Below are 23917 nucleotides of genomic sequence, written 5' to 3'. Positions count from 1 at the left end.
CGATGACAATCGACAAGGACGGCGCGGGCACGGAAAGGCACCTGTCCCGCGACGATGCCGAGAAGCTGCTGCACCGCCGCACGGGGCTGCCACAAACCTTTGCCAGCCAAAGGATCGATGGCTTCGTCATTGCTTTCGGCAAAGCCGCTTCGTGGCTTTGGCTGGTCGTGATCGGCATCATCATGTGGGCCGTGATCGGCCGCTATGCCTTTGCACGGGGCTCGGTCACGCTTGAGGAATGGCAGTGGCATGTCGCCGGGGCGGCCTGGCTGATCGGCCTCGGCTATACTCTGGCTGCCGACGAGCATGTCCGGGTCGATGTCCTGCACGAACGTTTCAGGCCCGCAACGCAAGCCTGGATCGAGTTCCTGGGCATCACGCTGCTGCTGTTTCCCTTCCTTGCCTTCGCCCTGTACGAGGCGATCCCCATCGCCGTCAGTTCCTTCCATCAGGGCGAACGCAGCCCGGCCCCGGCGGGTCTGGCAAATCGCTGGATCCTCAAGGCCATCATGTCGCTTTCCTTCGCGCTGCTTCTAGCTGCCGGGCTGTCGCGGTTGTTGCGGGTAACGGCATTCCTGTTCGGCTTTCCCAAACCCATCGCCCGAACGGAGGCACGCTGATGCTTCTTGAGGAAATCTGTGTCATCGGGATCTTTGCGACCTTCGGCCTGCTGCTGATGACAGGTTTTCCGGTCGCCTGGGTTCTGGGCGGTACGGCTGTGATCTGGACGCTGATCGGGGTCGTTTCCGTCGAATGGTTCGGCGCGAACCTGTGGTTCGACTATTCCTCGTCGCTGGCGCTGGTACCCGAACGTGTCTGGGGAACCGTCGAAAACGAAACCCTTGTCGCGCTGCCGATGTTCATCTTCATGGGCATCATGCTGGACCAGTCAGGCATCGCCGAACGGCTGATGTCGAACATGGTCAAGCTGTTCGGTGCCCTGCGCGGCGGCTATGCGGTCACGGTGATCGTCATCGGCATGCTGCTGGCCGCGACCACCGGCATCATCGGCGCGTCGGTCGTGCTGCTGGGGATGCTGTCCCTGCCCGTCATGATGGAAAACAACTATTCCCGAAGCTTCGCGGTCGGCACCGCCTGCGCAACCGGCACATTGGGGATCCTGATCCCGCCGTCGATCATGCTGGTGCTGATGGCGGACCGGCTGGCAACGCCGGATGCCTCGGTCGGCCATCTGTTCATGGGCGCGCTTGTGCCCGGCCTGATGCTGGGGGCGATGTATATCGCCTATGCCCTGATCCGGCCCTGGTTGCAGCCAGCCATCGCCCCCGCACCGAAGAATCTGGAACGGATCGACGCACAGGTGCTGTGGAACATCCTGCTGGCGGTGATCCCTACTTCGGTCCTGATCCTGGGCGTCCTGGGCTCGATCTTTGCCGGTATCGCGACCCCGACCGAGGCTTCGGGCGTCGGCGCCTTCGGCGCGACCCTGCTGGCGCTGATCTCGGGGCGGCTGACGCTGCCGGTCCTGTCCTCGTCGCTTTACGCGACCACCCGAACCACCGCCTTCATCTTTGCGATCTTCATCGGCGCGACGGCGTTTTCCGTTGTCCTGCGCGGGCTTGGCGGCGACGAAGTGATCGAAAGCGCGCTGCTTGGCCTGCCCTTCGGCCCGGCGGGCATCGTCGCGGCAATCCTGTTCGCGGTGTTCCTTCTGGGCTTTTTTCTGGACTGGGTCGAGATTACCCTGATCATCCTGCCGCTGGTCGCCCCGGTCGTCGAACAGCTTGGCTTTGATCTGGTCTGGTTCACGATCCTCTTTGCGATCTGCCTGCAAACGTCATTCCTGACGCCTCCGGTCGGCTTTGCGCTGTTCTACATCAAGGGCGTGGCCCCGCCGGAAATCAAGGTGACGGACATCTATCGCGGCGTCATGCCCTATATCCTGCTTCAGCTTCTGGCGCTGGCGCTGGTATTCGCCTTTCCGGCGCTTGCAACCTGGTTGCCGGGCACGGCCTACAGGTGACGCAGCATTCTTTGGTCATGATTCCGCCCCGCTATCCACCTTTTCTGCGCCGGGTCATGCCGTAGGCCGGGTCATAGCCAAGCAATGCCAACCCGAAAAACACGGCAAAGCTGGCTGCAACCCATAACAGCGCCGTACCGTTGAACTGTTCATACAGCGCAAAGCGGATCAGCTCGACTGCGTGGGTAAAGGGGTTCAGCGCCGAAATGTCGCGCAGCAGCCGCGAGCTTTCCGCCATTTTCCACAGCGGATAGAGGGCCGAGGACAGAAAGAACATCGGGAAGATGACGAAATTCATCACCCCGGCAAAATTCTCAAGTTGCCGGATGGTGGATGAAATCAGCAGCCCCAGCGCCCCCAGCATCAGCCCTCCGCAAAACAGCGCGGGCAAAACACAGACATAGCCCGCCAGCGGCACGGTGATCCCGAAACCTGCGGCGATGGCCAGAAAAAAGCAGGTTTGCAGGATCGAGACGGTCACTCCGGCCAACAGCCGCGACAACAGCAGCCACCAGCGCGGCAGGGGCGAGGTCAGCAACAGCCGCATCGCGCCGGTTTCCTGATCATAGACCAGCGACAAAGAGCTTTGCATACCGTTGAACAGCAGGATCATCCCGCAGAGGCCGGGCAGGATATAAACCTCGTAGGTGATATAGGTCTGATAGGGCGGAATGATCGACACGCCAAGCGCGGCACGAAACCCCGCCGCAAAGACCACCAGCCAGACAAGGGGCCGCACCAGCGCCGACAGAAAGCGCCCGCGCTGATGGATAAAGCGCAGCGCCTCGCGGGTGACGATGGCAAGCAGGGCGATCAGACAGGGCCTCATTCCGTCCCCTCGTCGGTCATCTTCATGAACCGCGCTGCCAGCGTCATCTCGCCGCGCAGGGTGGCGGCGGTTTCATGCGCCAGTATGCGGCCCCGATGCAGCACCACCACATCGTCGGCGTCGCGGATTTCATCGACCAGATGCGTGGCCCAGAACACCGTCAGCCCGCCCAAGGCCAGCCGGTGCACATGATCGACGATGGCCTGACGGCTTTTGAAATCCAGCCCGACGGTGGGTTCGTCCAGCAGCAATACCTGGGGATCGTGGATCAGCGCGCGGGCGATCTCCATCCGGCGGCGGTGGCCGCCATTCAGGCTGCGCAGCTTTTCGCCCGCGCGTTCGGCCATGTCCAGCCGCGCCAGCGCGGCATTGATGCGCCCGCCCGCCTCGCGCCCCGACAGCCCGTGCAGCGCCGCGAAATAGCGCATGTTCATGGACACGCTCATGTCCAGATCCAGCGTGGGTTGCTGAAAAACAACACCAATCTTTGACAGCGCCGCGCGCGGCTGTCGGGCAAGGTCGTGACCGGCGACCGCGATATGCCCCTCGCGGCTGACGAACAGCCGGGTCAGCAACGCAAACAGCGTCGATTTTCCCGCACCGTTCGGCCCCAGCAGCGCGGTGAAATGCCCCGGACGCAGGGTCAGACTGATCCCGTCCAGCGCACGGCGAGGGCCATAACTGTAGCCCAGACCCGATATGGACAGCGCAGTCACGCCCGCCATTGCCGTGCCCGCCTTTCCCAGGGTTGCAGAATCAGCCATTCGACCATCAGCATCACCGCGATGAAGGACAGCGCATAGACCAGCACCATCCGCACATCGAAAAGCTGAAAATACAGATGGATCTGAAAGCCGACACCATTGGGGCGACCCAGAAACTCGACCACCAGCACGATTTTCCAGATCACCGCGACGCCGGATCGCGCGGCGGCGGCGATAAAGGGCGCAAGCTGCGGCAACACCACATGGCGCAGCCGCGCGGACCACGGCATGCGATAAACGCTCGCCATGGCATCCAGCGCCGGATCCAGCGCGCGGGCCCCCTCGCGGATAACGGTGGCGGCGTTGGGGATCTTGTTCAGGGCGACGGCGGCGATGGCGGCGGTCTCGGTCAGACCGATCCACAGATAGCACAACACGATCAGCACCAGCGCGGGCAGGTTCAGGAAAATCACCAGCCACGGATCCAGCCAGCGGTTCAATGCCGGGTTCCGCCCCATCAGCAGACCAAGCGTCGCGCCTGCCGCCATGGCCAGCACAAAGGCCCAGATGACCCGCAGCAGCGTTCGACCCAAATGCAAGGGCAGCGCGCCCGACCGCATCTCGGCCACGAAGGGCGCGGCCAGAGACCAGGGCTGCGGCAGGATCAGCGCATCGGCGGTCAGCGCGGCCGCAATGATCCAGATCAGCAGCAGCGCGACCACGGACAGGGCGGTGACGGCAAGCCCGCCCACCCCGCCACCTGACCGGTTGTCACCCTGCACCGGATCGCCTTTCCCGGCGGCGGATGCGTCGTCCCGCCACGCGTACACCTAGTTCTCCACCGAACCCGACATTGGTTCGTGCGGTTTGACCACCTCGGTCGGGTAATCCTGAAGGGCCCAGCCATCGGTGCCCTCGGGCAACCAGTAAACTGTCTGATACCCATATTCCAGCGCACGCTTTGCTGCGTTCCAGCTCATCCAGCAATCGGCAAGGCAGAAGAACAGCAACGGATGACCGGCATCCCCGCCCGTCGCACCCGCCAACCCGTCGCGGAAATAGGAATCCGTCACATCGGCGATCTCACCATAGCCGACATTGGGCAGCCAGATCGCTCCGGGGATCGAGTGGCGCGGTTTATCACGCCAGATCGTGCCTTCGGGCAGGTTGGCGGGTTTGGGGGCCAGCGGCAGCACATCGACAAAGGCGACCCCGCCGCCCTGCCACAGCTCATGCGCCGCGACGGGATCGACAACCACAGCCCCCGCCAGCGTCGCAGGCACCGGCGTTCGGTATTCACCCATGCGATAGCCCGCAGGTTCCGGCACCTCGGCCCAAAGCGGTGCGGGTAACAGCAGCAGCAGCGCGGCCAGGACGCGGCTCACTGTGCAGTCTCCAGCAAGGCATCACCCATATCCGAGACCAGCGGCACCCCCGCCCCGGCCAGCAGCGCGTTGATCTGGTCCTGATTGCGGCGGATCAGCGAATTGAGCTGGCGTTGCCAGACCTTTTCACCCTGCCGCACGCCCATGGTGATGCGATAGAACATGCGCGGCGGGCCTTGTTCCTTCAGCAGCGGGATGACCTTCAACCCCGGATGGTCGCGCCGCGCCAGAGGCCCGGCCAGAGGCCCCCACAACACGCCCGCGTCGATCACGCCCGCGTCCAGGTCGTTCAGCATGGCCTTTGCGGAATTGTCATGGCGGCTGTCCACCACCAGATGATAGGGCCGCGCATCCGCGATCAGCCCATGGCGCGCCATATGCGTCGCCGGGGGCGTTCCCGCCACGACGCCGACGGTCAGCCCTTTCAGGCGCGGATCGGCCAGCGTTTCGACACCCGCCAGAGGGCCATCCACCGGAACCACCAGCGTATAGACCGAGGTCATGTAATGGTTGGTGTTCAGCACCAGTTCGTGCCCTTGCGCATAGCCCATCACCACGTCGCATTTCCCGGCGCGCAGCGTGTTGCGGATAAAGCCCGTGGTCATCGGGTACCAGGTATAGTGCACCGGCAGGTCAAGCTGGCCCGCGATCAGACCGGCCAGATGGTTCTCGTATCCCGACCCGTCCTGCATCGAGACCGGATCGGCCGATGGATCGGCACAGACCCGGAACCCGGTCCCCGACACCAGATCCGAGGTCTGCGCACCCGCCGACCCTGCGGCCAGGGCAATCAGCAAGGCTGCCAGCCGCAGGGGGTCACGAACCCATGCAGTCATTTTCATGCTCGGTGAAGGCGTCGCTCTTGGCTTCCTTTTTGGCGGGGCGACCGCGGTCGATGGCACCGGCACCGCGCGCTTTGAGATAGGTATAGATGTCGTCCAGATAGCACATCACATTCGGATTGGTGCCAAAGGCCGGCATGACCGAATTGTCTGACGCGCCGACTTTCTGACGGCCCTCGACCGCCACCATGATGAAATCGTAGTAATCCATGTTCACCGCCGAGTCCTTCAGCGCGGGCGCATAGGTAGAACCCTCGCCATCGGGGCCATGGCAGACATGGCATTCGGCGTGATAACGGCGAAAGCCCGAAAAGGTCGGCCAGTCCACGGTGCCATCCTCGGCCACCTTGAAGGTCGGCACCTCGTCCGCCGTGTAATAGCGTCCATCCTCTTCATGGTCGATCGCAATATTCGGATCGTCCTTCGGGATTTCTTTCGCCAGACTGCCGCCAGCCACCGGAAAATACAGGGCAGCCGCCGCGATCAGGATCAGGTTTCGGGTCATGGTCTTGATTGTCCTGGATACTAAGGTCGAAGAGGCTGGCGGAACCGTCCGGTTCCGCCAGCCCGCTTTGCATCAGCCCGGCAGGCCAAAGACGGTCAACTGCCCGCCAAGTGCCGTATAATCGCTGAGCGCTGCATAGCCGCCCACCGCGCCAAGCCCGTCATTGGGGTTGGTCAGGCCCGCCGCCAGACCGATCCCGGCCCAGCCACCGACGCCCGACAGGACGCCGATATACTGCTTGCCGCCATGTTCGAAGGTCATCACGTTGCCGATGATCCCCGACGGCGTCTTGAAGCGGTACAGTTCTTCACCGGTTTCGGCGCTGACGGCCTTCAGATAGCCCTCAAGCGTGCCATAAAAGACGATGTCCCCCGCCGTCGCCAGCGCGCCCGACCAGACCGAGAACTGTTCCGGCAGCGACCACTTGATTTCGCCCTTCAGGTTGTCCCAGGCGATGAAATTGCCCATGCCGCCATGGCTTTCGGGCGCCGGATACATGGACAGGGTCGCACCCACATAGGGCTGACCGGCGGTATAGCTGACGCGGAACGGCTCGTAATCCATGCAGACATGGTTCGTGGGCACATAGAATGTCGCCGTCTTGGGCGAATAGGCCGCCGGCTGCTGGTCCTTGGTTCCAAGGGCCGAGGGGCAGACGCCTGTGGTGTTCACATCCTCGCCGTTCTGTTCGGTGGAATACTGCGCCACCACGGCGGGGCGACCATAGGTTTCCGAAGCCGGATCCATGTCCACGCCGGTCGTCCAGTTCACCACGGGATCGAATTTCTCGGCCACCAGCAATTCGCCGGTGAGGCGGTCCATCGTATAGGCAAGCCCGTTCCGGTCGAAATGGGTCAGCAGATGGCGCATCGTTCCGTCGATTTCCTGATCGGTCAGGATCATCTCGTTGACGCCGTCGAAATCCCATTCGTCATGAGGGGTCATCTGATAGACCCATTTTGCCATACCGTCATCGGGATCGCGGGCGAAGATGGTCATCGACCAGCGGTTGTCGCCCGGACGCTGCGAGGGGTTCCAGGTCGAGGGGTTGCCCGACCCGTAATAGATCAGATCGGCCTCGGGGTCATAGGAATACCAGCCCCATGTGGTACCTCCGCCAATCTGCCATTGATCGCCTTCCCAGGTGTTCAGGCCCGAATCCGCGCCCACGGGCTTGCCCAGATGGGTGGTGTTTTCCGGGTCGAACAGAATTTCCGAATCCGGACCGGTGGAATAGGCCCGCCACAGCAGCGAGCCATCGGCGATGCTATAGGCCGTGACCGAGCCGCGCACGCCATATTCACCACCCGAGACGCCGACGATCAGCTTGTCCTTGACCGGCATCACGGTCGCGGTGTTCGTCTCGCCCTTGGTGGGATCGCCGTTCATGACCTCCCAGACCACTTCGCCGGTATTGGCATCCAGAGCCACCAGCTTGGTATCCGCCTGATGCAGGAACACCTTGCCATCGGCATAGGCCAGACCGCGATAAACCGTGTCACAGCACATCACCGCAATGACATCGGCATTCTGCGTCGGCGTGTATTTCCACTTGATCTTGCCATCCTCGTTCAGATCCAGCGCATAGACCACGTTCGGAAACGGCGTATGCACATACATCGTATCGCCGATCACCAGAGGAGAACCCTCGTGCCCGCGCAGAACCCCGGTCGAGAATGTCCAGGCAACCTGCAGGTCGCCCACATTTTCGGCATTGATCTGATCCAGCGTCGAATAGCGCTGGTTGGCGTAATCGCCGGTCTGGATCGCCCATTGCGCCGGATTGGCAATCTGTGTCGCAAGATCGTCATTCGCCAGCGCCGCCGAAGCGATGCAGCAAATGATCCCCGAAGTTGAAAGCATCAGCTTTTTCATGTTCCTCTCCCTATCAATTCTCTTGGAATGCTCCATCAGCGGCGGCGTCCTGAACGGCCTCGCTGCGGCCTGTCCTGTTCCAGCGCCCCATTCAAAGGGCCGAAGCGGGACAAGTTTCTGTGACGTCAGCGTACCTCCCTGTTCAAGGTTGCCGGATGGATCAGGTCGCGGGTCATGGCCTGTTCCTTCCCCCGCCCGCACCGTTCAGCCGTTCCGCATGCCAAGCCACGTGATCCGCCGCAAAGCTGCTGACAAAGAAATAGGAATGGTCATAGCCCTTCTGCATCCGCAGCTTGCCGGGCTGACGCCTGCGGGCCATGGTCGCGGCCAGCATCTCGGGTTTCAGCAGATCCAGAAACTGATCGGCCGCGCCCTGATCCACCAACAGATCCCCCTTCCAGCCATACTCCTCAAGCAGCAGCGTAGCATCATGCGCCGCCCAGCAGCTTTCGTCATCGCCCAGATAAGCGGAAAGCTGCCTGCGCCCCCAGTCGGACTGGGACGGATGGGTGATCGGCGCAAAGGCCGACAGACTGTCATAGATGTCGGGATTGCGGATCGCGATGGTCAGCGCGCCATGCCCGCCCATCGAATGCCCGGTGATGCCGTGCCGGTCGCGCAGATTCATTTGCGACATGACCAGCTCGCGCAATTCCTGCGTGATATAATCGTACATGCGAAAATTCGACCGCCACGGATCGCGGGTCGCGTTCACGTAAAAGCCGGCCCCCTGCCCCAGATCATAGGCTTCGTCATCGGCCACGCCCTCGCCGCGCGGAGAGGTGTCGGGAAACACCACCGCCAGCCCGTGCCGCGAGGCATGTTCCTGAAATCCGCCCTTGGTCATGGCGTTCTCATGCGTGCAGGTCAGCCCGGACAGAAACCACAGCACCGGCACCGGCCCGTCCTCAACCTGGGGCGGCAGATAGACCGCGAAGGTCATGTCACAGGCACAGCTTTCCGACGCGTGCCGACACACGGCCTGCACCCCTCCGAAACTGCGATTTTCGGCTACGATCTCCACGCGCCCGCCTTCCTCCCCGGTCAGGTCGGACAAGTATGGGTGTGGGTCCGGCTGGCCGACAATACAGCCAATGGTGGGTATTGCCCGGCACCGGTTTAGGCCCTTCACTGGCAAGAACGTGGCAACGGGGGGAACCCAGATGCTGGCCCTTGTCCGGCTTGTTCCGGCGATCATCCTGATAAGCTGTGCGGTGCCGCTGGCGGCGGCGGATTTTTCGGATCCAAGCTGGCCCTGCATCCAGCGCAAGGTCGGGGCGCTATCGCCGGGGCTGATGTGGCCCGAACCGCCCGCCCCCGCCGAACTTGCGCCCGAAACACGCGCCGCCGTCACAGAGCTGGCCGAATTGCTGACGCTGCGCCGGGTCTCGCCCGGCGATGCGCAGGCCGCCATTCAGGATTTTGCCCACGCCCATGGCCCCGACCGCGCCCTGATGGCCCAGGTCTTTGCACAGACATTTCACGAGATCTCGGCCCGCCGCACGCGGATCATCGCCGGGATCGGGGAATTTTCGCTGGGTCAGATCACCCTGTCGGACCAGATCGACACGGCGCGCGCCAGAATGGACAGTGAATTGGCGAAAGAGAGTCCGGATTTCGATCTTGTGGACCGGCTGGAGGAACAGATCGACTGGGACCAGCGCATCTTTACCGACCGGCAGCGGACCATCACCTATCTGTGCGAAACCCCGACCCTGCTGGAAAAGCAGCTTTACGCCGTTGCGCAGATGCTGCAACAAGCCGCGCATTGAACGGCCAGCCGCGTACCGGCGGGGTGGATCTGCCGATGAGTTACCGCGCGACCCCAGGGAATCGCGCGGCTGAGTTTGGCAGGATTACAGGATGAAATCTTCTGCGGTCAGATCGACATGTCCCTCGATCCGAATGGTCATTTCGGGCCACCGGTCGGAATCGGTATCGACGCGGACCAGCGTATATTCGTCGAAATTCGCAAAACCGCCAACATGCCGGTAAGCGATTTCGCCTGTGCCCGATCTGGTCAATCCGTCATCGCCGCGGAACTGGAACCCGTCATCCCCTTCGGTCGAGCGGTTCGCGTCAATGGCGCTCAGGTCGATGCGGTCTTCGCCCTGCGTGAAATCCGTGATCCGGTCCCGCGCACCGAACCTGTTGCTGCTGTCGCCGACCGAAGCGAAGGCGAACAGATCCTGTCCCTCGCCGCCGGTCATGGTGTCCCTGCCGCCGCCGCCGACGATGATGTCATTCCCGTCGCCGCCATTCAGGCGATCATTGTTCGCCCTGCCCCGCAGCACGTCATCGCCAGCCCCACCGTTCAGCGTGTCATTCCCGTTACCGCCGTTCAGCGTGTCGTTGCCGCCGCCGCCATTCATCAGGTCATCGCCGCCAAAAGCCAGCGCTTTGTCATCAGTGTCGCCAAAGTTGAAAATGTCATTTCCCGTCAGCTCGCCATTATAGATCCGCAGGTCGTCATCCGCCTGCGGTGAACTGGCGACCGCGATAAAATCTGCTGCCGGCACCGAGATCTGGTCGATCAGATAGATGGGCACCGTCTGGGTTTCCGAGATGGGCGTCACGACCGAAAGCGACCGCACCGTGCCGCCGGTCAGCATACCACTGGCATCCACCTGCAAATCGTCGCCCTGCACATAGAAGATCAGCGGAAGCTCGCCTTGATTGATCTCGGGAAGCGGTCCCCTGATGCCGGTCATGACCCAGGTGTCGTTATAACCCGGCATACCGCCATCAACCTGCTGATTGTCAAAGAACTGATATGTGGTCTGCTCTTCGCCAAGAATGCCGCTGAAGCTTACCAGTTCGGGGGCGAATACAACCCCGGTGCTAATGACTGCCATTTAAAAAACCCATACCAAATGGTTAAAAAATATGCATCCGTTGCGGATTAGTGCAGACTAATGATGCGGCCGTTTCTGCGCAACTGCTTGTTCCTCTGCGTCAATTCTGTCTTTTTTCGTTTCTGGTCAGCGTGATGTGAAATGACTGCACAGGGGTTGCGCGGATATTCGCGCAGGGTCAATATTCTGCGGCGGGGCATTTCTTCGATGAATTGCGCAGATTTCCACGAAAACCGGAAAGGCGGGTCAATGGCGGAAATCCTGGTTCTCGGGGCGGGAATGGTCGGGGTCAGCACGGCGCTGGCGTTGCAGGCGCGGGGGCATGCCGTCACACTTGCCGACCGGACCGAACCTGGGCGCGAAACCAGCTTTGGCAATGCCGGCGTCATTCAGGCCGAAGCGGCCGAGCCCTATGCCTTTCCGCGCGATGCCGGTTCCCTGTTTCGCCATGCGCTTGGTCTGGGTAACGACGTGGTCTGGAACCTCGCTGGTCTGTTGGCGATGGGTCCGGCGCTGTGGCGTTATTTTCGCGCGTCTGCCCCTGTCCGGCATGCTGCCGCTTCGGCTGTGTATGTGCAGATGGTGACGCGGGCGACCGCCGACCACGCACCGCTGATCGCCGCGTCGGGATCGGAAAGCCTGATCACCCGTGACGGTCTGGCGATCGTGTTTCGCCGCATGCGGGCCTTCGAGGTCGAGGCAGCCAGCGCCGCCCGGCTGGCCGACCGATATGGCATCGCGTTTCGCGCGCTCGCGGGCAGCGACTGGCAGCGCGAGGAACCTGCCCTGCGCAAGGCACCCGCTGGCGCGGTCCACTACCCGGATAGCTGGAGCGTGTCGGATCCCGGCGGGCTTGTGACTGCCTATGCGGGGCTGTTCAGCCGTCGCGGCGGCAGGATCATCCGGGCCGACGCCCGCAGTCTAAGCCCGGCACGGACAGGCTGGCGGCTTGGCACGGATGTCACGGCAGAGGCGGTCGTGCTGTGCCTCGGTCCATGGTCAGGGATGTTTCTGCGCCGCTTCGGGATCAAGGTACCAATGGTGCTGAAACGCGGCTATCACCGCCATTACGACGCGCCACGCAGGCCGGGGCGGCCCTTTCTTGACGCCGATAACGGAGTCGTTCTTGCGTCGATGGCCAAAGGGCTGCGCATGACCACTGGCGCGGCCCTTGTGCCTCTGGATGCGCCGGCTGATCCCCGGCAACTGGACTATGCCGCAGCCCGTATCACGGATCTGATCGAACCTGGCCCCGAAATCGGAGAACCTCCGTGGTTTGGCACCCGCCCCTGCCTTCCGGGCATGCTGCCGATGGTTGGCCCGGTCCCCGGCACGCGGGGGCTGTGGGTGAATTTCGGGCATGGCCATCAGGGCTTTACCCTTGGCCCGACCACCGCACGGATACTGGCCGAAGCCATGGCCGGCGAGGACAGCGAACTTTGCCATGCGCTTGCGCCCCGGACGATCCTGCGCTGACCGGGGGCCGGGTTCGGGACATCACAAAACAACCGGCGCGACACTTGCCGTCAGGATCAGCTTTTGCGGCCAGATGATGCGGGTCATGGGGGTTTCCCGGCGCATGCAGCGCAGGATCTGTGCCCCAAGCGCGTGGCCAAGCCCGGCCAGATCAATCTCGAACGCCGTGACCGGAGGGTCGATGAACCGAAGCTGGCGGCTTTTGCGCAGGGTGACGATGGACAGGTCCGGCCCCGGCGTCTTTCCCGCCTCGGCCAGCGCCGCATACGCGCCGATGGCCATGGATTCATAACTGAAAATCACCGCGGTCGGCGGGTCCGGCATGGCAAGAATGTCGCGCGTCGCCGTGCTGCCGCCAAATTCGTTGCTTTCGCAATGCAGCGCAAGTCCGGGATCGAAAGGCAGGCCGTGCCGGGCATGGGCGGCGGCAAAGGCGTTGCGCAACAGATGGCAGATATTCGACTCGCGGATAGAATAGGTCATGGCGATGCGCCGGTGCCCCCGCGCCGCAAGCAGATCAAAGCTGGTGGCGATGAAACCTTCGAAATCCAGGTCTATCCAGGGATGCCGATCCTCTTGCGCAGTGCGCCCAAGGGTCAGGAACGGCAGATGCGATTGCAACAGCAGTTCGATCCGTGGATCCTCGCGCTTGGTCGCGGTCACGACAATAGCCTCGGCGATGCCGCGCGCGATCAGACGGCGCAGAAACTCGGTCGAATCGAGGTTCGAATTGCAGGGCAGGATGATCAGGTCATAGCCTTCGGCGTCAAGATGGGCCTGCATCGCATCAATGACGCGCATGAAAAAGCTGTCTCCCGCGCGCATGTCGGAAATGCCCGTTTCCAGCAGGAAACCAATGGTCTGGGTCGAGCCGCGCCGCAGCGACCGGCCCGACGCATTGGCCGAATAGCCCAGCTTCAACGCCGCATCCAGAACCCGCTTGCGCGTGGCCTCGCTGACATCGGGCTTCTGGTTCAGCGCCCGCGACACCGTGCCGATGGACAGGTCAAGATGGCGGGCAAGGTCTTTGATGTTCACAACTGAAATCCGGTTTTCTCGGGTCCGCTTCAAATATCCCCTTGACACAAACACGTGCCTCTATCTACTTTCGTAAACGTTTACGGAACCCGGCGCGAGTGATGACAGGGTAAGATCGCGCGGGAAATCGGGGGGAAGCATGCAGACTGCTGTTATGGTGGGTTGCGGGGCCATGTCGGAAGGTTGGCTGCGGGCCATCGCGGAAATTGGCGACAAGGTTTCGCTGGTCGGCTTCGTCGATCTGGACCCGGAACTTGCGCGCCGCCGCGCGGAACAGGCAGGGACCGCCGATGCAGTAACGGGAACCGCTCTGGACGCTGTGCTGAAACAAGTACGGCCCGACATGGTCTTTGACATCGTCGTGCCTTCAGCCCGCGCGCAGGTCGTCGAAACGGCCTTTGCCGCCGGTTGCGACGTGCTTTCGGAAAAGCCGATGGCCGGAAGCCTGACCGAGGCGCGGCACCTGCTGGAACTGCGGAACGCGCATGGCCGACTGCATGCCATCGTGCAGAACCGCCGCTTTCTGACCGGGATCCGTCGGGCAAAGGCGTTTCTGGACAGCGGCGCCATCGGCGAGGTGGCCGAGGTGCACTGCGATTTCTTCATCGCCCCCCATTTCGGTGGTTTCCGCGAAGAAATGGCCCATGTCCTGCTGCATGATATGGCCATCCACACCTTTGACGCGGCGCGTTTCGTTGCCGGTGTCCGGCCCCGGCGGGTCGTCTGCCTGGAAAGCAATCCGCGCCATTCCTGGTATCGCAGCGGAGCCAGCGCCGCCGCTTTGTTCGATTGCGAAGGGGGCGTGACGTTCAGCTATCGCGGGTCATGGTGCGCCGAAGGTGCCCCGACAAGCTGGGAAGCAAGCTGGCGCATGGTCGGATCGAAAGGCACGCTGATCTGGGACGGGAACGAGGGGTTCCGGGCCGAGGTTCCGGGCGAACGCGACGGGCTGCTGGCCGCAATGACGCCGGTTGACGTGCCCGCGCTGACAAGTCCGCTGCCATTTCAGGGCCATGCGGGCGTGATCGCCGATTTCCTTGACGCGCGGCTGACCGGACAGGCACCCCTGTCCGACAGCCGCGACAATTTTCACAGCCTCGCCATGACCCTTGCCGCCATCGACAGCGTCCGGCGGGGCACATTCGTTCCCGTCGAATCCTGAAAGGTTCCCTGATGTCCGACCCGGCCAAATCCATTCGCATCGGCACAATGGTCGCCGCGACCGGCACCGATGCCGCCAGCCGTATCGGCGAAATCGCCGATCTGGGCTTTGAAAGCTTTGAACCCTTCTTCTGGCAGACCACGGGCGGTCAGGATCTGGCCGAACTGGGCAGGCGTTGCCGCGAGGCCATCGGCGACCGTGACATCACCATCTCGACGCTTGGGATGTTCGGCAATCCGCTGGAAACCGATGCGCTGGATCTGGAAGCCCTGCAAGGCTGGAAGGACTGCATCGACAACGCCCATCATTTCGGCGCGACCTGCGTGGCCGGGTTCACCGGCCGTCTGCGCGGTCGCCCGCTGCCCGACAGCCTGCCGCGATACCGCGAAATCTGGTCCGAACTGGCGAAACGGGCCGCCGACAAGGGCGTCCGCATCGCGTTCGAGAATTGCGCGATGGACGGCAACTGGCAGACCGGCGACTGGAACATCGCGCATAATCCCGACGCATGGGAGATGATGTTCAACGAAACGCCCGACGACAATCTGGGCCTTGAATGGGAACCCTGCCACCAGCTTGTCTATCTGATCGACCCGCTGCCGCAGATCCGCAAATGGGCGCACAAGATTTTCCACGTCCACGGCAAGGACGCCACCGTCCGCCGCGACGTGATCCGCGAACACGGCATTTTCGGCAAGCACCCTTTCGTCTTTATGCGCACGCCGGGTTTCGGTGACAGCAACTGGACCGACATCATCAGCGAACTGCGCCTTGCCGGGTATCGCGGTGCCATCGACATTGAGGGCTGGCACGACCCCGTTTATCGCGACGAACTGGAAATGACCGGTCAGATCCACGCGCTGAACCATCTGCGGAACTGCCGGGGCGGGGCCTTCATGCCCGTCGCCGGAAAATACGAGGGCGGGGATCCGTCGCTGCTGTAGGCGGATCTCTGAAAAACTGTCCAGGAGGAGGAAAGACAATGACATTCAAAGCTGCCGCGCTTGCGACGACAGGACTTGTCGCACTGACCGCCACCGCCCATGCGGGCGAGTTGAATCTGTGGACCATCGACGATCCGGGCGAATATCACTATGTCATGGCCGCCGAATTCATGGCGCAGCACCCGGACATCAAGATCAATGTCCGGACGGTGCAGTTCAAGGACATGGTCAACGATCTGGCGCGCGGTGTGGCTGCGGGCGACGCGCCCGACATCACCTATATCGACAATCCCGAGGTGGCTCTGTTCGCCTCTCGCGGGTTATTGCTGGACCTGACGCCCTATATCGAGGCGTCCGGCATCGTGCATCCCGACGACATCTTTCCCGGCCCGCGCGCATCCGTGACCTATGACGGCAAGATTTACGGGCTGCCGCGCGGGGCAAATACCATTGCTCTGTATTACAATGCCGACATGTACCGCGCCGCCGGGCTGGACCCGGACAACCCGCCAAAGACCTGGGACGATCTTTACACTGCCGCCAAGGCCCTGACCAATCGCGAGGCCGGGGTCTATGGTCTGGCCTTTTCCGCCGTCGCGACCGAGGAAGGCACGTTCCAGTTCCTGCCCTGGGTGCAGATGACCGGCGGCGATTACGACAACATCAACACCCCTGGCGCGGCGCGTGCGCTGAACCTGTGGAAATCCTTTATCGACGAAGGAATCGCCTCGCCCGACACGCTGATCCGGGGCCAGTGGGATTCGACCGGCACTTTCAACGCGGGTTCCGCCGCCATGTCGATTTCCGGCCCGTGGGAATTGCCCCGGATGAGTTCCGAGGCCAAGTTCGAATTTCGCGCGACGCTGCTGCCGGTGCCGGAAGAAGGGGCCGAACGCGCCTCGGCCCTGGGCGAGGGGGATAATGTGATCCTTGCCAGTTCCGACAACCCGGACGAGGCGTTCATGTTCCTTGAATTCCTGTATCAGAACATGAATCGCGTCTGGAACGAGTTCGGCTATCTTCCTGCCTCGGATGTCGAAGTGGTTGATCCCAAATACCCCGAGATTTACGCCGTCTTTGCGGAATCGATGAAATACGCCCGCAATCGCGGCCCGCATCACGACTGGCCTCGCATCTCTCAGGCGATCCAGACGGCGATCCAAAGCACGCTGACGGGACAGGCCACGGCCGAGGACGCGCTGGCCGCCGCGCAGAACCGGATCGATTCCGTCCTGAAAAAGTGATCCGGCCAGCCGGGGCGTGCACCTGCGCCCCGGCTGGTGAACCCGCTTTGCAATCCTGTGCAACGGAAGGAAACAACCGTGCTGCGCTTCAAGAACACCTTTCGGGATGGTGCGGGCTTCGACACGATGCTCGTGGTGATCGCCCTTGGCTATCTCGTTCTCTTTTCGGCCTTTCCGCTGGCATATAATGTGATCATGTCGTTTCAGTCGGTGGATCTGTTTTCGCTGGCCTCGTTCGACCGCCCCTATGTCGGGCTGGACAATTACCGCGACGTGCTTGGCCGCCCTGCGGCTTGGGGAATTTTTCTCAATACGGTGAAATTCGTCGGCCTGTCGGTCGCCGCGCAACTGGTCATCGGGTTCGGGCTGGCCATGTTCTTTCAGCTTGAATTCCCCGGCAACACCTGGCTGCGCGGCCTGTTCCTGGCGGGCTGGATCATGCCCGCGCTGGTCGTTGGTGCTGTCTGGAGCTGGATCTTCGCTGGTGATTTCGGGGTACTGAACCACGCGCTGATGTCGCTTGGCCTGACCAGCGACAAGATATTCTGGCTGTCTGACCCGGATGTGACGCTGTATTCGGTGATCATCGCGAATATCTGGCTGGGCGTGCCCTTCAACATGATCCTGCTGTCGGTCGGCCTGGCAGGCATCCCCGAAGATGTCTATGAGGCCGCGCAGATGGACGGCGCGACCCGCATCCAGCGGTTTTTCACCATCACCCTGCCGCTGATGCGGGCGCAACTGGGCGCGGTGATTTCGCTGGGGGTCATCTTTACCCTGCAACAGTTCGACCTGTTCGCCGCGCTGACGCAGGGCGGGCCGTCCAACGCCTCGAATGTCTTTCAATACTGGAGCTGGCAGCTGTCGTTCCAATATTACGAAATCGGCGTCGGCTCGGTCATTTCGGTGCTGATGATCTTTTTCGTCATCTTCGTCGCGGCGATCTATGTGCGCTCGACCCGTCATGAGCATGTCGCATGAAAGGGATGACCATGAAACGCTATGGCTTGCTGGCGCTGGCGCTGGTCTTTGTCGCGGTCTACCTGTTTCCGCTGTACTGGATGTATGTCACCGCACTGAAATCGGGGACCGAGATTTTCCAGAACCCGCCAACCCTTTGGCCGCATGATCCGCAATGGACTGTGGTCGAGGTCTGGACGCGGCTGAAGATGGACAGCTTTATCTGGAACTCGGTCGTCATCGCCTTCGGGGTGACGCTGATCGTTGTGGTCATCGGCACGGGCTGCGCCTATGTGCTGGCGCGGATCCGCAACCGCTGGATGGATGCGGTGCTGTTCATCGTGCTGATGATGCAGGTGCTGCCCTCGTCGCTGATGATCACGCCGATCTTTGTGGCCTTCAATCAGGTCGGGCTGAACGAATATCCGCGCCTTGCCGTCATTCTGGCGCAGGCGGCCAAGGTGGTGCCTCTGTATATCGTGCTGTGCCGCGCGACCTTCATTCAGGTTCCAAGGGAACTGGAAGAGGCGGCGCTGGTCGATGGCAATTCGCGGATCGGGGCGTTTCTGACCATCATCGTGCCGCTTGCGCGCAATGGCATTCTGGTCACATCGGTGCTGATCTTTCTGCAATCTTTCGGCGAATACGTCTATTCCCGGTCGCTGATCACCCAACGCGCGCTGCAACCCGCGACTGTGGGGCTGCAAAGCTTCATGGGGCCGAATACCTCGGACTGGTCGGGTGTCATGACCTATTCGGCCATCTACGTGACCCCTATCCTCATCATCTTTGTCCTGCTGCAACGCCAGATCGTCAGCGGCCTGACATCAGGAGCCCTGAAATGACCTTTCAGATCGAACTGGAACATATCGAGAAATATTACGGCACCTATCACGCGCTGCGCGACGTGAGCATCCGGATCCCGCCCGGCGAATTCGTGGCGCTGGTCGGTCCATCGGGCTGCGGCAAGTCCACGCTTTTGCGTACCATCGCCGGGCTTGAGGGAATCAGTTCCGGCACGCTGAAGATCGCGGGCGACGTGGTCAATGACAAGGCACCGCGCGAACGCGATCTGGCGATGGTCTTTCAGTCCTATGCCCTTTATCCGCATCTGACCGTCCGCGCGAACCTGACCTATTCCATGCGGCTGCGACGCGCCTCGCGGGCGGACATGGAAAGCGCGGTCGCCGATATCGCCAAGATCACCGGGTTGGAACAGTTGCTTGACCGTTATCCGCGCGAATTGTCGGGCGGGCAGCGTCAGCGCGTGGCGATGGGCCGGGCGATCATCCGCAACCCGAAGGCGTTCCTGTTCGACGAACCCCTGTCCAACCTGGATGCCGCTCTGCGCGTCCATATGCGGTCCGAGATCAGGCAGCTTCACAACCGGCTTGGCGCAACCTCGGTCTATGTCACCCATGACCAGATCGAGGCGATGACCATGGCTGACAAGGTGGTGGTGATGCGCGCCGGGCTGATCGAACAACAGGGCGCACCGCTGGATCTGTACGACCGGCCCGCGAACCGCTTTGTGGCGGGGTTCATCGGATCGCCCGCGATGAATTTCGTCGACGGGGTGGTGGCCGGGGACGGGCGCTCGGTCACGCTGGACCTGCCGGGGCGTCCGGTGATCGGCTTTCCCGGACAGCGCCAGCCGGGCGAAGATGTCATTGTCGGGCTGCGTCCCGAACATCTGATCGTGACAGACGATTCTGCGGGGAATGTCATTGACTTCGAGGTCGGGTTTGTCGAACGTACCGGCTCGACCAGCTATGTTCTCAGCGCGACCGACCCGGAAATTCTTGTCAGCGCGCCGTTCCGTCTGCCCGATACCGCCGGAGGCCGGGTTCGCGTCAGCATCGACCCGGCCCATGTCCACCTGTTCGCGCGCGATACCGAAGCCGCGCTGCTGCATTGAACGCCGCTGAAAGGACCAGAACCCATGTCAGACTTTTTCGGAAATCTCGGACCGCTGCGCTTTGACCCGGATGGCGAGGGGCTGTGTTTCCACCATTACAACCCGGACCGCGTGGTGATGGGCAAGCGGCTTGAGGATCACCTGCGCTTTGCTGTCGCCTATTGGCACAGCTTTGCATGGCCCGGTGGCGATCCGTTCGGCGGACAGACCTTTGACCGGCCATGGTTCGGCGACAGCATGGATCACGCGCGGCTCAAGGCCGATGTGGCCTTTGACATGTTCGACCTGCTTGGCGCGCCGTTCTTCTGCTTCCACGATGCCGACATCCGCCCCGAGGGCACGAGTTTCGCCGAAAGCCGCCGCAATTTCGAAGAAATCATCGACATTTTCGCCGCACGGATGGAGCGTTCAAAGACCCGGCTTCTATGGGGCACGGCCAACCTGTTCTCGAACCGCCGTTTCATGTCGGGCGCAGCGACGAACCCGGATCCTGACGTATTCGCCTGGTCCGCCGCAACGGTCAGGTTGTGCATGGACGCCACCCACCGGCTGAACGGGGCGAATTACGTGCTGTGGGGCGGCCGCGAGGGGTACGAGACGCTGCTGAACACCGATCTGGGGCAGGAACTGGACCATATGGGCCGCTTTTTGTCGATGGTGGTCGATTACAAACACAAGATCGGCTTCAAGGGCACGATCCTGATCGAACCGAAACCACAGGAACCGGCCAAGCATCAATATGATTACGACGTGGCGACGGTCTTTGGCTTTCTGCAACGTTTTGGCCTTGAAAAAGAGGTCAGGCTGAACATCGAACAGGGCCACGCGGTCCTTGCGGGTCATTCCTTCGAACACGAAATCGCGCTGGCCTCGGCTCTTGGTGTGTTCGGTTCGATCGACATGAACCGCAACGATTACCAGTCCGGCTGGGATACCGACCAGTTCCCCAATAACGTCCCCGAGGTTGCGCTGGCCTATTACGAAATCCTCAAGGCCGGCGGATTTACCACGGGTGGCACGAATTTCGATTCCAAGCTGCGCCGTCAGTCCCTGGACCCGCAGGATTTGCTGGCCGCGCATGCAGGGGCGATGGATGTCTGCGCGCGCGGGCTGATCGCCGCCGCAGCGATGCTGGAGGACGGGCGGCTGGAAAAGATGCGTCAGGACCGCTATTCCGGCTGGCAAAGCCCCGAGGCACAGGCGATGCTGCACAGCGATCTGGCCAGTATTGCCGACCGGGTCGAGGCGAACGGCATCGATCCGCAGCCCCGCTCGGGCCGACAAGAGATGCTGGAGAATATCGTCAACCGCTTTGTCTGACAAAAGCGGGCAAGAGAGGAGGAACCATGAAGACCATCAAGGGACCGGGACTGTTCCTGGCGCAATTCGCTGGCGATGAGGCGCCATTCAATTCCTGGGATTCAATCACCCGTTGGGCCGCAGATTGCGGCTATCTGGGGGTGCAGGTTCCGGTCTGGGACGCGCGGCTGATCGATCTGGACAAGGCGGCAGCGTCAAAGGACTATTGCGACGAATGGGCCGGGCAAGCACGCGCGAATGGCATCGAAGTGACTGAACTTTCGTCCCATGTCATCGGCCAGCTTGTCGCGGTTCATCCGGCCTTTGACGAATGGGTCGATCCGTTTGCCGCGCCCGAGGTGCAGGGCAAACCGCGCGAGCGCGCCGAATGGGCCGCCGGGCAGGTGAAAAAGGCCCTCAGCGCGTCGCGGAACCTTGGCATTGGCGCACATGTGACCTTTTCCGGCGCGCTGTGCTGGCCTTTTCTATATCCCTTCCCGCAGCGCCCCGAGGGGCTGGTGGAACAGGGCTTTGACGAACTGGCGCGGCGCTGGCGTCCGATCCTTGATCACGCCGAGGAATGCGGCGTCGATCTGTGCTATGAGATTCACCCGATGGAGGATCTGCATGACGGCGTCACATTCGAAATGTTCCTGGAACGGCTGAACGGGCATGCGCGCTGCAACATGCTGTACGACCCCTCGCATTACGTTCTGCAATGCCTTGATTATCTTGATCATATCGACATTTATGCCGAACGGATCAAGATGTTCCACGTCAAGGATGCCGAATTCAACCCGACCGGTCGGCAGGGTGTCTATGGCGGCTATCAGTCTTGGGTCAACCGCGCCGGGCGGTTCCGCAGCCTTGGCGACGGTCAGGTCGATTTCGGGGCGATCTTCTCGAAAATGGCGGCAAATGATTTCGACGGTTGGGCGGTCGTCGAATGGGAATGCGCCCTGAAGCACCCCGAGGACGGTGCCCGCGAAGGCGCGCAATTCGTCAAGGATCACATCATCCGCGTCACGCCGCATGCCTTTGACGATTTCGTCGATGGCAGGGCGGATCAGGCACGCAACCGCAGAATGCTGGGGATCGGATAATGGCACGGATCAGGCTGGGAATGGTCGGCGGCGGTGCCGACGCCTTCATCGGCGGCGTGCACCGCATCGCAAGCCGCATCGACGACCGTTTCGAACTGGTGGCGGGGGCGCTGTCCTCGACCCCGGACAAGGCCCGCGACAGCGCGGCCGCGCTTGGGCTGGATCCGGCGCGCAGCTATGGTTCCTTCGCCGAAATGGCCGAGGCCGAGGCCGCGCGCCCGGACGGGATCGAGGCTGTGTCCATCGTCACGCCGAACCATGTCCATTATCCGGCGGCAAGGGCGTTTCTGGAACGCGGCATCCATGTGATCTGCGACAAGCCCCTGACCTCGACATGGGAGGATGCGACAGCGCTGGAACAGACCGTCGCCGCGTCATCCGCGCTGTTCATCCTGACCCATAACTACACCGGATACCCGATGATCCGGCAGGCGCATCAGATGGTGGCAGAAGGTGCTCTTGGCGAAATCCGCGTCGTGCAGGTCGAATATCCGCAGGACTGGCTGACCGAAAACCTTGAGGCGGCGGGGGTGAAACAGGCCGAATGGCGCACCGACCCGGCCCGTTCCGGCGCGGGCGGGGCGACGGGCGACATCGGGACGCATGCCTATAACCTCGCCTGTTTCGTGACCGGGTTGCAGGGGGCCGAACTGGCCGCCGATCTGCAATCCTTTGGCGCGGGCCGTGCACTGGATGATAACGGCCACGTGATGTTGCGTTTTCACGGCGGTGCGCGCGGCATGCTGTGGTGTTCGCAGGTGGCGCCCGGCAATGAAAACGCGCTGCGCCTGCGCGTCTATGGCGACAAGGGCGGGCTGGAATGGGCGCAAGAGGATCCGAACTACCTGCGCCACGCCCCTCTGGGCCAGCCGCCCCGGCTGATCCGCCGGATGGGTGCCGGGGCCAGCGATGCCGCCAACGCCGTCAGCCGCATTCCGGGCGGCCATCCCGAGGGCTATCTGGAGGGCTTCGCCAATCTCTACACCGCCGCCGCCGATGCAATCCGCGCGGTCCAGTCTGGCACCCCTCGCGCCGGGGCCATGGGCGCATTGCCAGGCATCGCCGAGGGCATGGCCGGCATGGCTTTCGTCCGCGCCTGCGTGCAGTCATCGGCGGCGAATGCGGGTTGGGTACAACTGCCGGGTTGACGCGGCCCGACGGAACGACCGCTTTCCTGTCAGCCCGGTTCGAAACCGGGCTGACGTAAACGTAAAGATGCCAAAGGATGCAACGTTGGGTCCACCGCGCTACAGGCGGCCCGCAGACATTCCTGCCGCCAGATGTCGGCAGGCGCGCAGGGTCATGGCGATCAGGGTCAGCGTCGTTCCCGTCACACCACCCCCGACAAAGGCGCTGGCATCGGTGACGATCAGGTTTGGTGCCTCCCAGCACTGGTTCCACGGGTTCAGAACCTAGTTTTCCGGGCTTTTCCCCATGCGAGCGCCACCGCTTTCGTGAATGGCCGCCCCCGTGATCGCCGAGTACCGGACCATCCGCCGGAACAGAAAGCGGTTCAGGGCCCGTTCAGTGTGGCCCTGGCGCGCTCGGCAATGTTAACCCGAATTATGCATGAGGAGTTGGTGAGACTGGCTTAACTACTTGAAGTGTTGTAGTTTTATGGTTCCTACACCCAAAGCCGCAGTTCTTCAGGATGCCGAGCCTCACCATGGATGTTTCTACACCCTCTCGTCTGTGTTTGTCACCGGTCAATGGCAAGCAGGTCCTGCTCGGATTTGAGGGTGCCGACATGAGTTCCGACGCTGGGCTGATGCTGTTGCGGGAGATCGAGCGCCG

At 62.3% G+C, this 23917-nt stretch carries 23 protein-coding genes; 13 read left to right on the top strand and 10 right to left on the bottom strand.

Features of this window, described 5'->3' with window-relative positions:
- Positions 1-2 precede the first annotated feature (2 nt).
- Together ACK5L9_RS00205 and ACK5L9_RS00200 are read left to right on the top strand one after the other, a co-directional pair.
- On the top strand, positions 3-620 hold the full coding sequence (locus tag ACK5L9_RS00205; protein WP_416909428.1) for a TRAP transporter small permease subunit: 618 nt from the start codon (positions 3-5) through the stop codon (positions 618-620).
- Entirely contained in the window at positions 620-1984 is a 1365-nt protein-coding gene (locus tag ACK5L9_RS00200; protein WP_416909427.1) for a TRAP transporter large permease, read from the top strand. The genes ACK5L9_RS00205 and ACK5L9_RS00200 overlap by 1 nt, the downstream gene beginning before the upstream one ends.
- Before the next feature lie 31 nt (positions 1985-2015).
- Here ACK5L9_RS00200 and ACK5L9_RS00195 read toward each other — a convergent pair whose 3' ends face one another.
- The 8 genes from ACK5L9_RS00195 to fghA form a co-directional block, all read right to left on the bottom strand.
- The gene (locus ACK5L9_RS00195; RefSeq protein WP_416909426.1) at positions 2016-2813 is read right to left on the bottom strand and encodes an ABC transporter permease; all 798 of its coding nucleotides are present in this window, start codon (positions 2811-2813) and stop codon (positions 2016-2018) included.
- On the bottom strand, positions 2810-3529 hold the full coding sequence (locus ACK5L9_RS00190) for an ABC transporter ATP-binding protein (protein ID WP_416909449.1): 720 nt from the start codon (positions 3527-3529) through the stop codon (positions 2810-2812). The genes ACK5L9_RS00195 and ACK5L9_RS00190 overlap by 4 nt, the downstream gene beginning before the upstream one ends.
- A complete protein-coding gene (locus ACK5L9_RS00185; RefSeq protein WP_416909448.1) occupies positions 3526-4269 on the bottom strand; it encodes an ABC transporter permease in 744 nt (247 codons plus the stop codon). The genes ACK5L9_RS00190 and ACK5L9_RS00185 overlap by 4 nt, the downstream gene beginning before the upstream one ends.
- Before the next feature lie 78 nt (positions 4270-4347).
- The gene (locus tag ACK5L9_RS00180) at positions 4348-4902 is read right to left on the bottom strand and encodes a PQQ-dependent catabolism-associated CXXCW motif protein (RefSeq protein WP_416909425.1); all 555 of its coding nucleotides are present in this window, start codon (positions 4900-4902) and stop codon (positions 4348-4350) included.
- On the bottom strand, positions 4899-5738 hold the full coding sequence (locus tag ACK5L9_RS00175; RefSeq protein WP_416909424.1) for a substrate-binding domain-containing protein: 840 nt from the start codon (positions 5736-5738) through the stop codon (positions 4899-4901). Before ACK5L9_RS00175 ends, ACK5L9_RS00180 begins: the two co-directional genes overlap by 4 nt.
- Positions 5719-6249 carry a c-type cytochrome, methanol metabolism-related gene (locus tag ACK5L9_RS00170; RefSeq protein WP_416909423.1) on the bottom strand — a complete coding sequence of 177 codons (531 nt, stop codon included), beginning with the start codon at positions 6247-6249 and terminating at the stop codon, positions 5719-5721. The genes ACK5L9_RS00175 and ACK5L9_RS00170 overlap by 20 nt, the downstream gene beginning before the upstream one ends.
- Before the next feature lie 72 nt (positions 6250-6321).
- On the bottom strand, positions 6322-8124 hold the full coding sequence (locus ACK5L9_RS00165) for a methanol/ethanol family PQQ-dependent dehydrogenase (protein ID WP_416909422.1): 1803 nt from the start codon (positions 8122-8124) through the stop codon (positions 6322-6324).
- 172 nt (positions 8125-8296) lie between these two features.
- Positions 8297-9148, bottom strand: coding sequence for an S-formylglutathione hydrolase (fghA, locus tag ACK5L9_RS00160; RefSeq protein ID WP_416909421.1), 852 nt, complete (start codon positions 9146-9148; stop codon positions 8297-8299).
- Between the two features lie 139 nt (positions 9149-9287).
- Here fghA and ACK5L9_RS00155 point away from each other — a divergent pair, with 139 nt between their 5' ends.
- Positions 9288-9896, top strand: a complete 609-nt coding sequence (locus ACK5L9_RS00155) for a hypothetical protein (RefSeq protein ID WP_416909420.1) — start codon at positions 9288-9290, stop codon at positions 9894-9896.
- A gap of 84 nt (positions 9897-9980) precedes the next feature.
- Here the strand turns inward: ACK5L9_RS00155 and ACK5L9_RS00150 are convergent, their stop codons facing one another.
- A complete protein-coding gene (locus ACK5L9_RS00150; protein WP_416909419.1) occupies positions 9981-10979 on the bottom strand; it encodes a M10 family metallopeptidase C-terminal domain-containing protein in 999 nt (332 codons plus the stop codon).
- 249 nt (positions 10980-11228) lie between these two features.
- Here ACK5L9_RS00150 and ACK5L9_RS00145 point away from each other — a divergent pair, with 249 nt between their 5' ends.
- Positions 11229-12455 carry an FAD-dependent oxidoreductase gene (locus tag ACK5L9_RS00145; RefSeq protein ID WP_416909418.1) on the top strand — a complete coding sequence of 409 codons (1227 nt, stop codon included), beginning with the start codon at positions 11229-11231 and terminating at the stop codon, positions 12453-12455.
- Positions 12456-12476: 21 nt separating this feature from the next.
- Here ACK5L9_RS00145 and ACK5L9_RS00140 read toward each other — a convergent pair whose 3' ends face one another.
- A complete protein-coding gene (locus ACK5L9_RS00140) occupies positions 12477-13493 on the bottom strand; it encodes a LacI family DNA-binding transcriptional regulator (RefSeq protein WP_416909417.1) in 1017 nt (338 codons plus the stop codon).
- Positions 13494-13632: 139 nt separating this feature from the next.
- Between ACK5L9_RS00140 and ACK5L9_RS00135 the strand changes: the two genes are divergently transcribed.
- From ACK5L9_RS00135 to ACK5L9_RS00095, 9 genes are all read left to right on the top strand, one after another.
- The gene (locus ACK5L9_RS00135; protein ID WP_416909416.1) at positions 13633-14655 is read left to right on the top strand and encodes a Gfo/Idh/MocA family protein; all 1023 of its coding nucleotides are present in this window, start codon (positions 13633-13635) and stop codon (positions 14653-14655) included.
- Positions 14656-14666: 11 nt separating this feature from the next.
- On the top strand, positions 14667-15599 hold the full coding sequence (locus ACK5L9_RS00130; RefSeq protein WP_416909415.1) for a sugar phosphate isomerase/epimerase family protein: 933 nt from the start codon (positions 14667-14669) through the stop codon (positions 15597-15599).
- Between the two features lie 38 nt (positions 15600-15637).
- The gene (locus ACK5L9_RS00125) at positions 15638-16843 is read left to right on the top strand and encodes an ABC transporter substrate-binding protein (protein ID WP_416909414.1); all 1206 of its coding nucleotides are present in this window, start codon (positions 15638-15640) and stop codon (positions 16841-16843) included.
- 78 nt (positions 16844-16921) lie between these two features.
- Positions 16922-17824, top strand: a complete 903-nt coding sequence (locus ACK5L9_RS00120; protein ID WP_416909413.1) for a carbohydrate ABC transporter permease — start codon at positions 16922-16924, stop codon at positions 17822-17824.
- 11 nt (positions 17825-17835) lie between these two features.
- On the top strand, positions 17836-18648 hold the full coding sequence (locus ACK5L9_RS00115) for a carbohydrate ABC transporter permease (protein WP_416909412.1): 813 nt from the start codon (positions 17836-17838) through the stop codon (positions 18646-18648).
- Positions 18645-19721 carry an ABC transporter ATP-binding protein gene (locus tag ACK5L9_RS00110; protein ID WP_416909411.1) on the top strand — a complete coding sequence of 359 codons (1077 nt, stop codon included), beginning with the start codon at positions 18645-18647 and terminating at the stop codon, positions 19719-19721. The genes ACK5L9_RS00115 and ACK5L9_RS00110 overlap by 4 nt, the downstream gene beginning before the upstream one ends.
- 24 nt (positions 19722-19745) lie before the next feature.
- A complete protein-coding gene (gene xylA, locus ACK5L9_RS00105) occupies positions 19746-21041 on the top strand; it encodes a xylose isomerase (protein ID WP_416909410.1) in 1296 nt (431 codons plus the stop codon).
- Between the two features lie 26 nt (positions 21042-21067).
- On the top strand, positions 21068-22123 hold the full coding sequence (locus ACK5L9_RS00100) for a sugar phosphate isomerase/epimerase family protein (protein WP_416909409.1): 1056 nt from the start codon (positions 21068-21070) through the stop codon (positions 22121-22123).
- Complete coding sequence (locus tag ACK5L9_RS00095; RefSeq protein WP_416909408.1) at positions 22123-23271, top strand: Gfo/Idh/MocA family protein; 1149 nt, start codon at positions 22123-22125, stop codon at positions 23269-23271. Before ACK5L9_RS00100 ends, ACK5L9_RS00095 begins: the two co-directional genes overlap by 1 nt.
- Positions 23272-23917 lie beyond the last annotated feature (646 nt).

Source organism: Paracoccus sp. (in: a-proteobacteria) (assembly GCF_047973135.1).
Lineage (GTDB): Bacteria > Pseudomonadota > Alphaproteobacteria > Rhodobacterales > Rhodobacteraceae > Paracoccus.
This window is presented reverse-complemented; position numbering and strand designations above follow the sequence as displayed.

What these genes read in the sequence shown, in the direction of transcription:
- ACK5L9_RS00205 (WP_416909428.1), top strand. Translation starts at nt 3, where the DNA reads ATGACAATCGACAAGGACGGCGCGGGCACGGAAAGGCACCTGTCCCGC.
- ACK5L9_RS00110 (WP_416909411.1), top strand. Translation starts at nt 18,645, where the DNA reads ATGACCTTTCAGATCGAACTGGAACATATCGAGAAATATTACGGCACC.
- ACK5L9_RS00135 (WP_416909416.1), top strand. Translation starts at nt 13,633, where the DNA reads ATGCAGACTGCTGTTATGGTGGGTTGCGGGGCCATGTCGGAAGGTTGG.
- ACK5L9_RS00175 (WP_416909424.1), bottom strand. Translation starts at nt 5,738, where the DNA reads ATGACTGCATGGGTTCGTGACCCCCTGCGGCTGGCAGCCTTGCTGATT.
- ACK5L9_RS00100 (WP_416909409.1), top strand. Translation starts at nt 21,068, where the DNA reads ATGAAGACCATCAAGGGACCGGGACTGTTCCTGGCGCAATTCGCTGGC.
- ACK5L9_RS00170 (WP_416909423.1), bottom strand. Translation starts at nt 6,249, where the DNA reads ATGACCCGAAACCTGATCCTGATCGCGGCGGCTGCCCTGTATTTTCCG.
- ACK5L9_RS00155 (WP_416909420.1), top strand. Translation starts at nt 9,288, where the DNA reads ATGCTGGCCCTTGTCCGGCTTGTTCCGGCGATCATCCTGATAAGCTGT.
- ACK5L9_RS00145 (WP_416909418.1), top strand. Translation starts at nt 11,229, where the DNA reads ATGGCGGAAATCCTGGTTCTCGGGGCGGGAATGGTCGGGGTCAGCACG.
- ACK5L9_RS00115 (WP_416909412.1), top strand. Translation starts at nt 17,836, where the DNA reads ATGAAACGCTATGGCTTGCTGGCGCTGGCGCTGGTCTTTGTCGCGGTC.
- ACK5L9_RS00165 (WP_416909422.1), bottom strand. Translation starts at nt 8,124, where the DNA reads ATGAAAAAGCTGATGCTTTCAACTTCGGGGATCATTTGCTGCATCGCT.
- ACK5L9_RS00150 (WP_416909419.1), bottom strand. Translation starts at nt 10,979, where the DNA reads ATGGCAGTCATTAGCACCGGGGTTGTATTCGCCCCCGAACTGGTAAGC.
- ACK5L9_RS00195 (WP_416909426.1), bottom strand. Translation starts at nt 2,813, where the DNA reads ATGAGGCCCTGTCTGATCGCCCTGCTTGCCATCGTCACCCGCGAGGCG.
- ACK5L9_RS00095 (WP_416909408.1), top strand. Translation starts at nt 22,123, where the DNA reads ATGGCACGGATCAGGCTGGGAATGGTCGGCGGCGGTGCCGACGCCTTC.
- ACK5L9_RS00200 (WP_416909427.1), top strand. Translation starts at nt 620, where the DNA reads ATGCTTCTTGAGGAAATCTGTGTCATCGGGATCTTTGCGACCTTCGGC.
- xylA (WP_416909410.1), top strand. Translation starts at nt 19,746, where the DNA reads ATGTCAGACTTTTTCGGAAATCTCGGACCGCTGCGCTTTGACCCGGAT.
- ACK5L9_RS00125 (WP_416909414.1), top strand. Translation starts at nt 15,638, where the DNA reads ATGACATTCAAAGCTGCCGCGCTTGCGACGACAGGACTTGTCGCACTG.
- ACK5L9_RS00130 (WP_416909415.1), top strand. Translation starts at nt 14,667, where the DNA reads ATGTCCGACCCGGCCAAATCCATTCGCATCGGCACAATGGTCGCCGCG.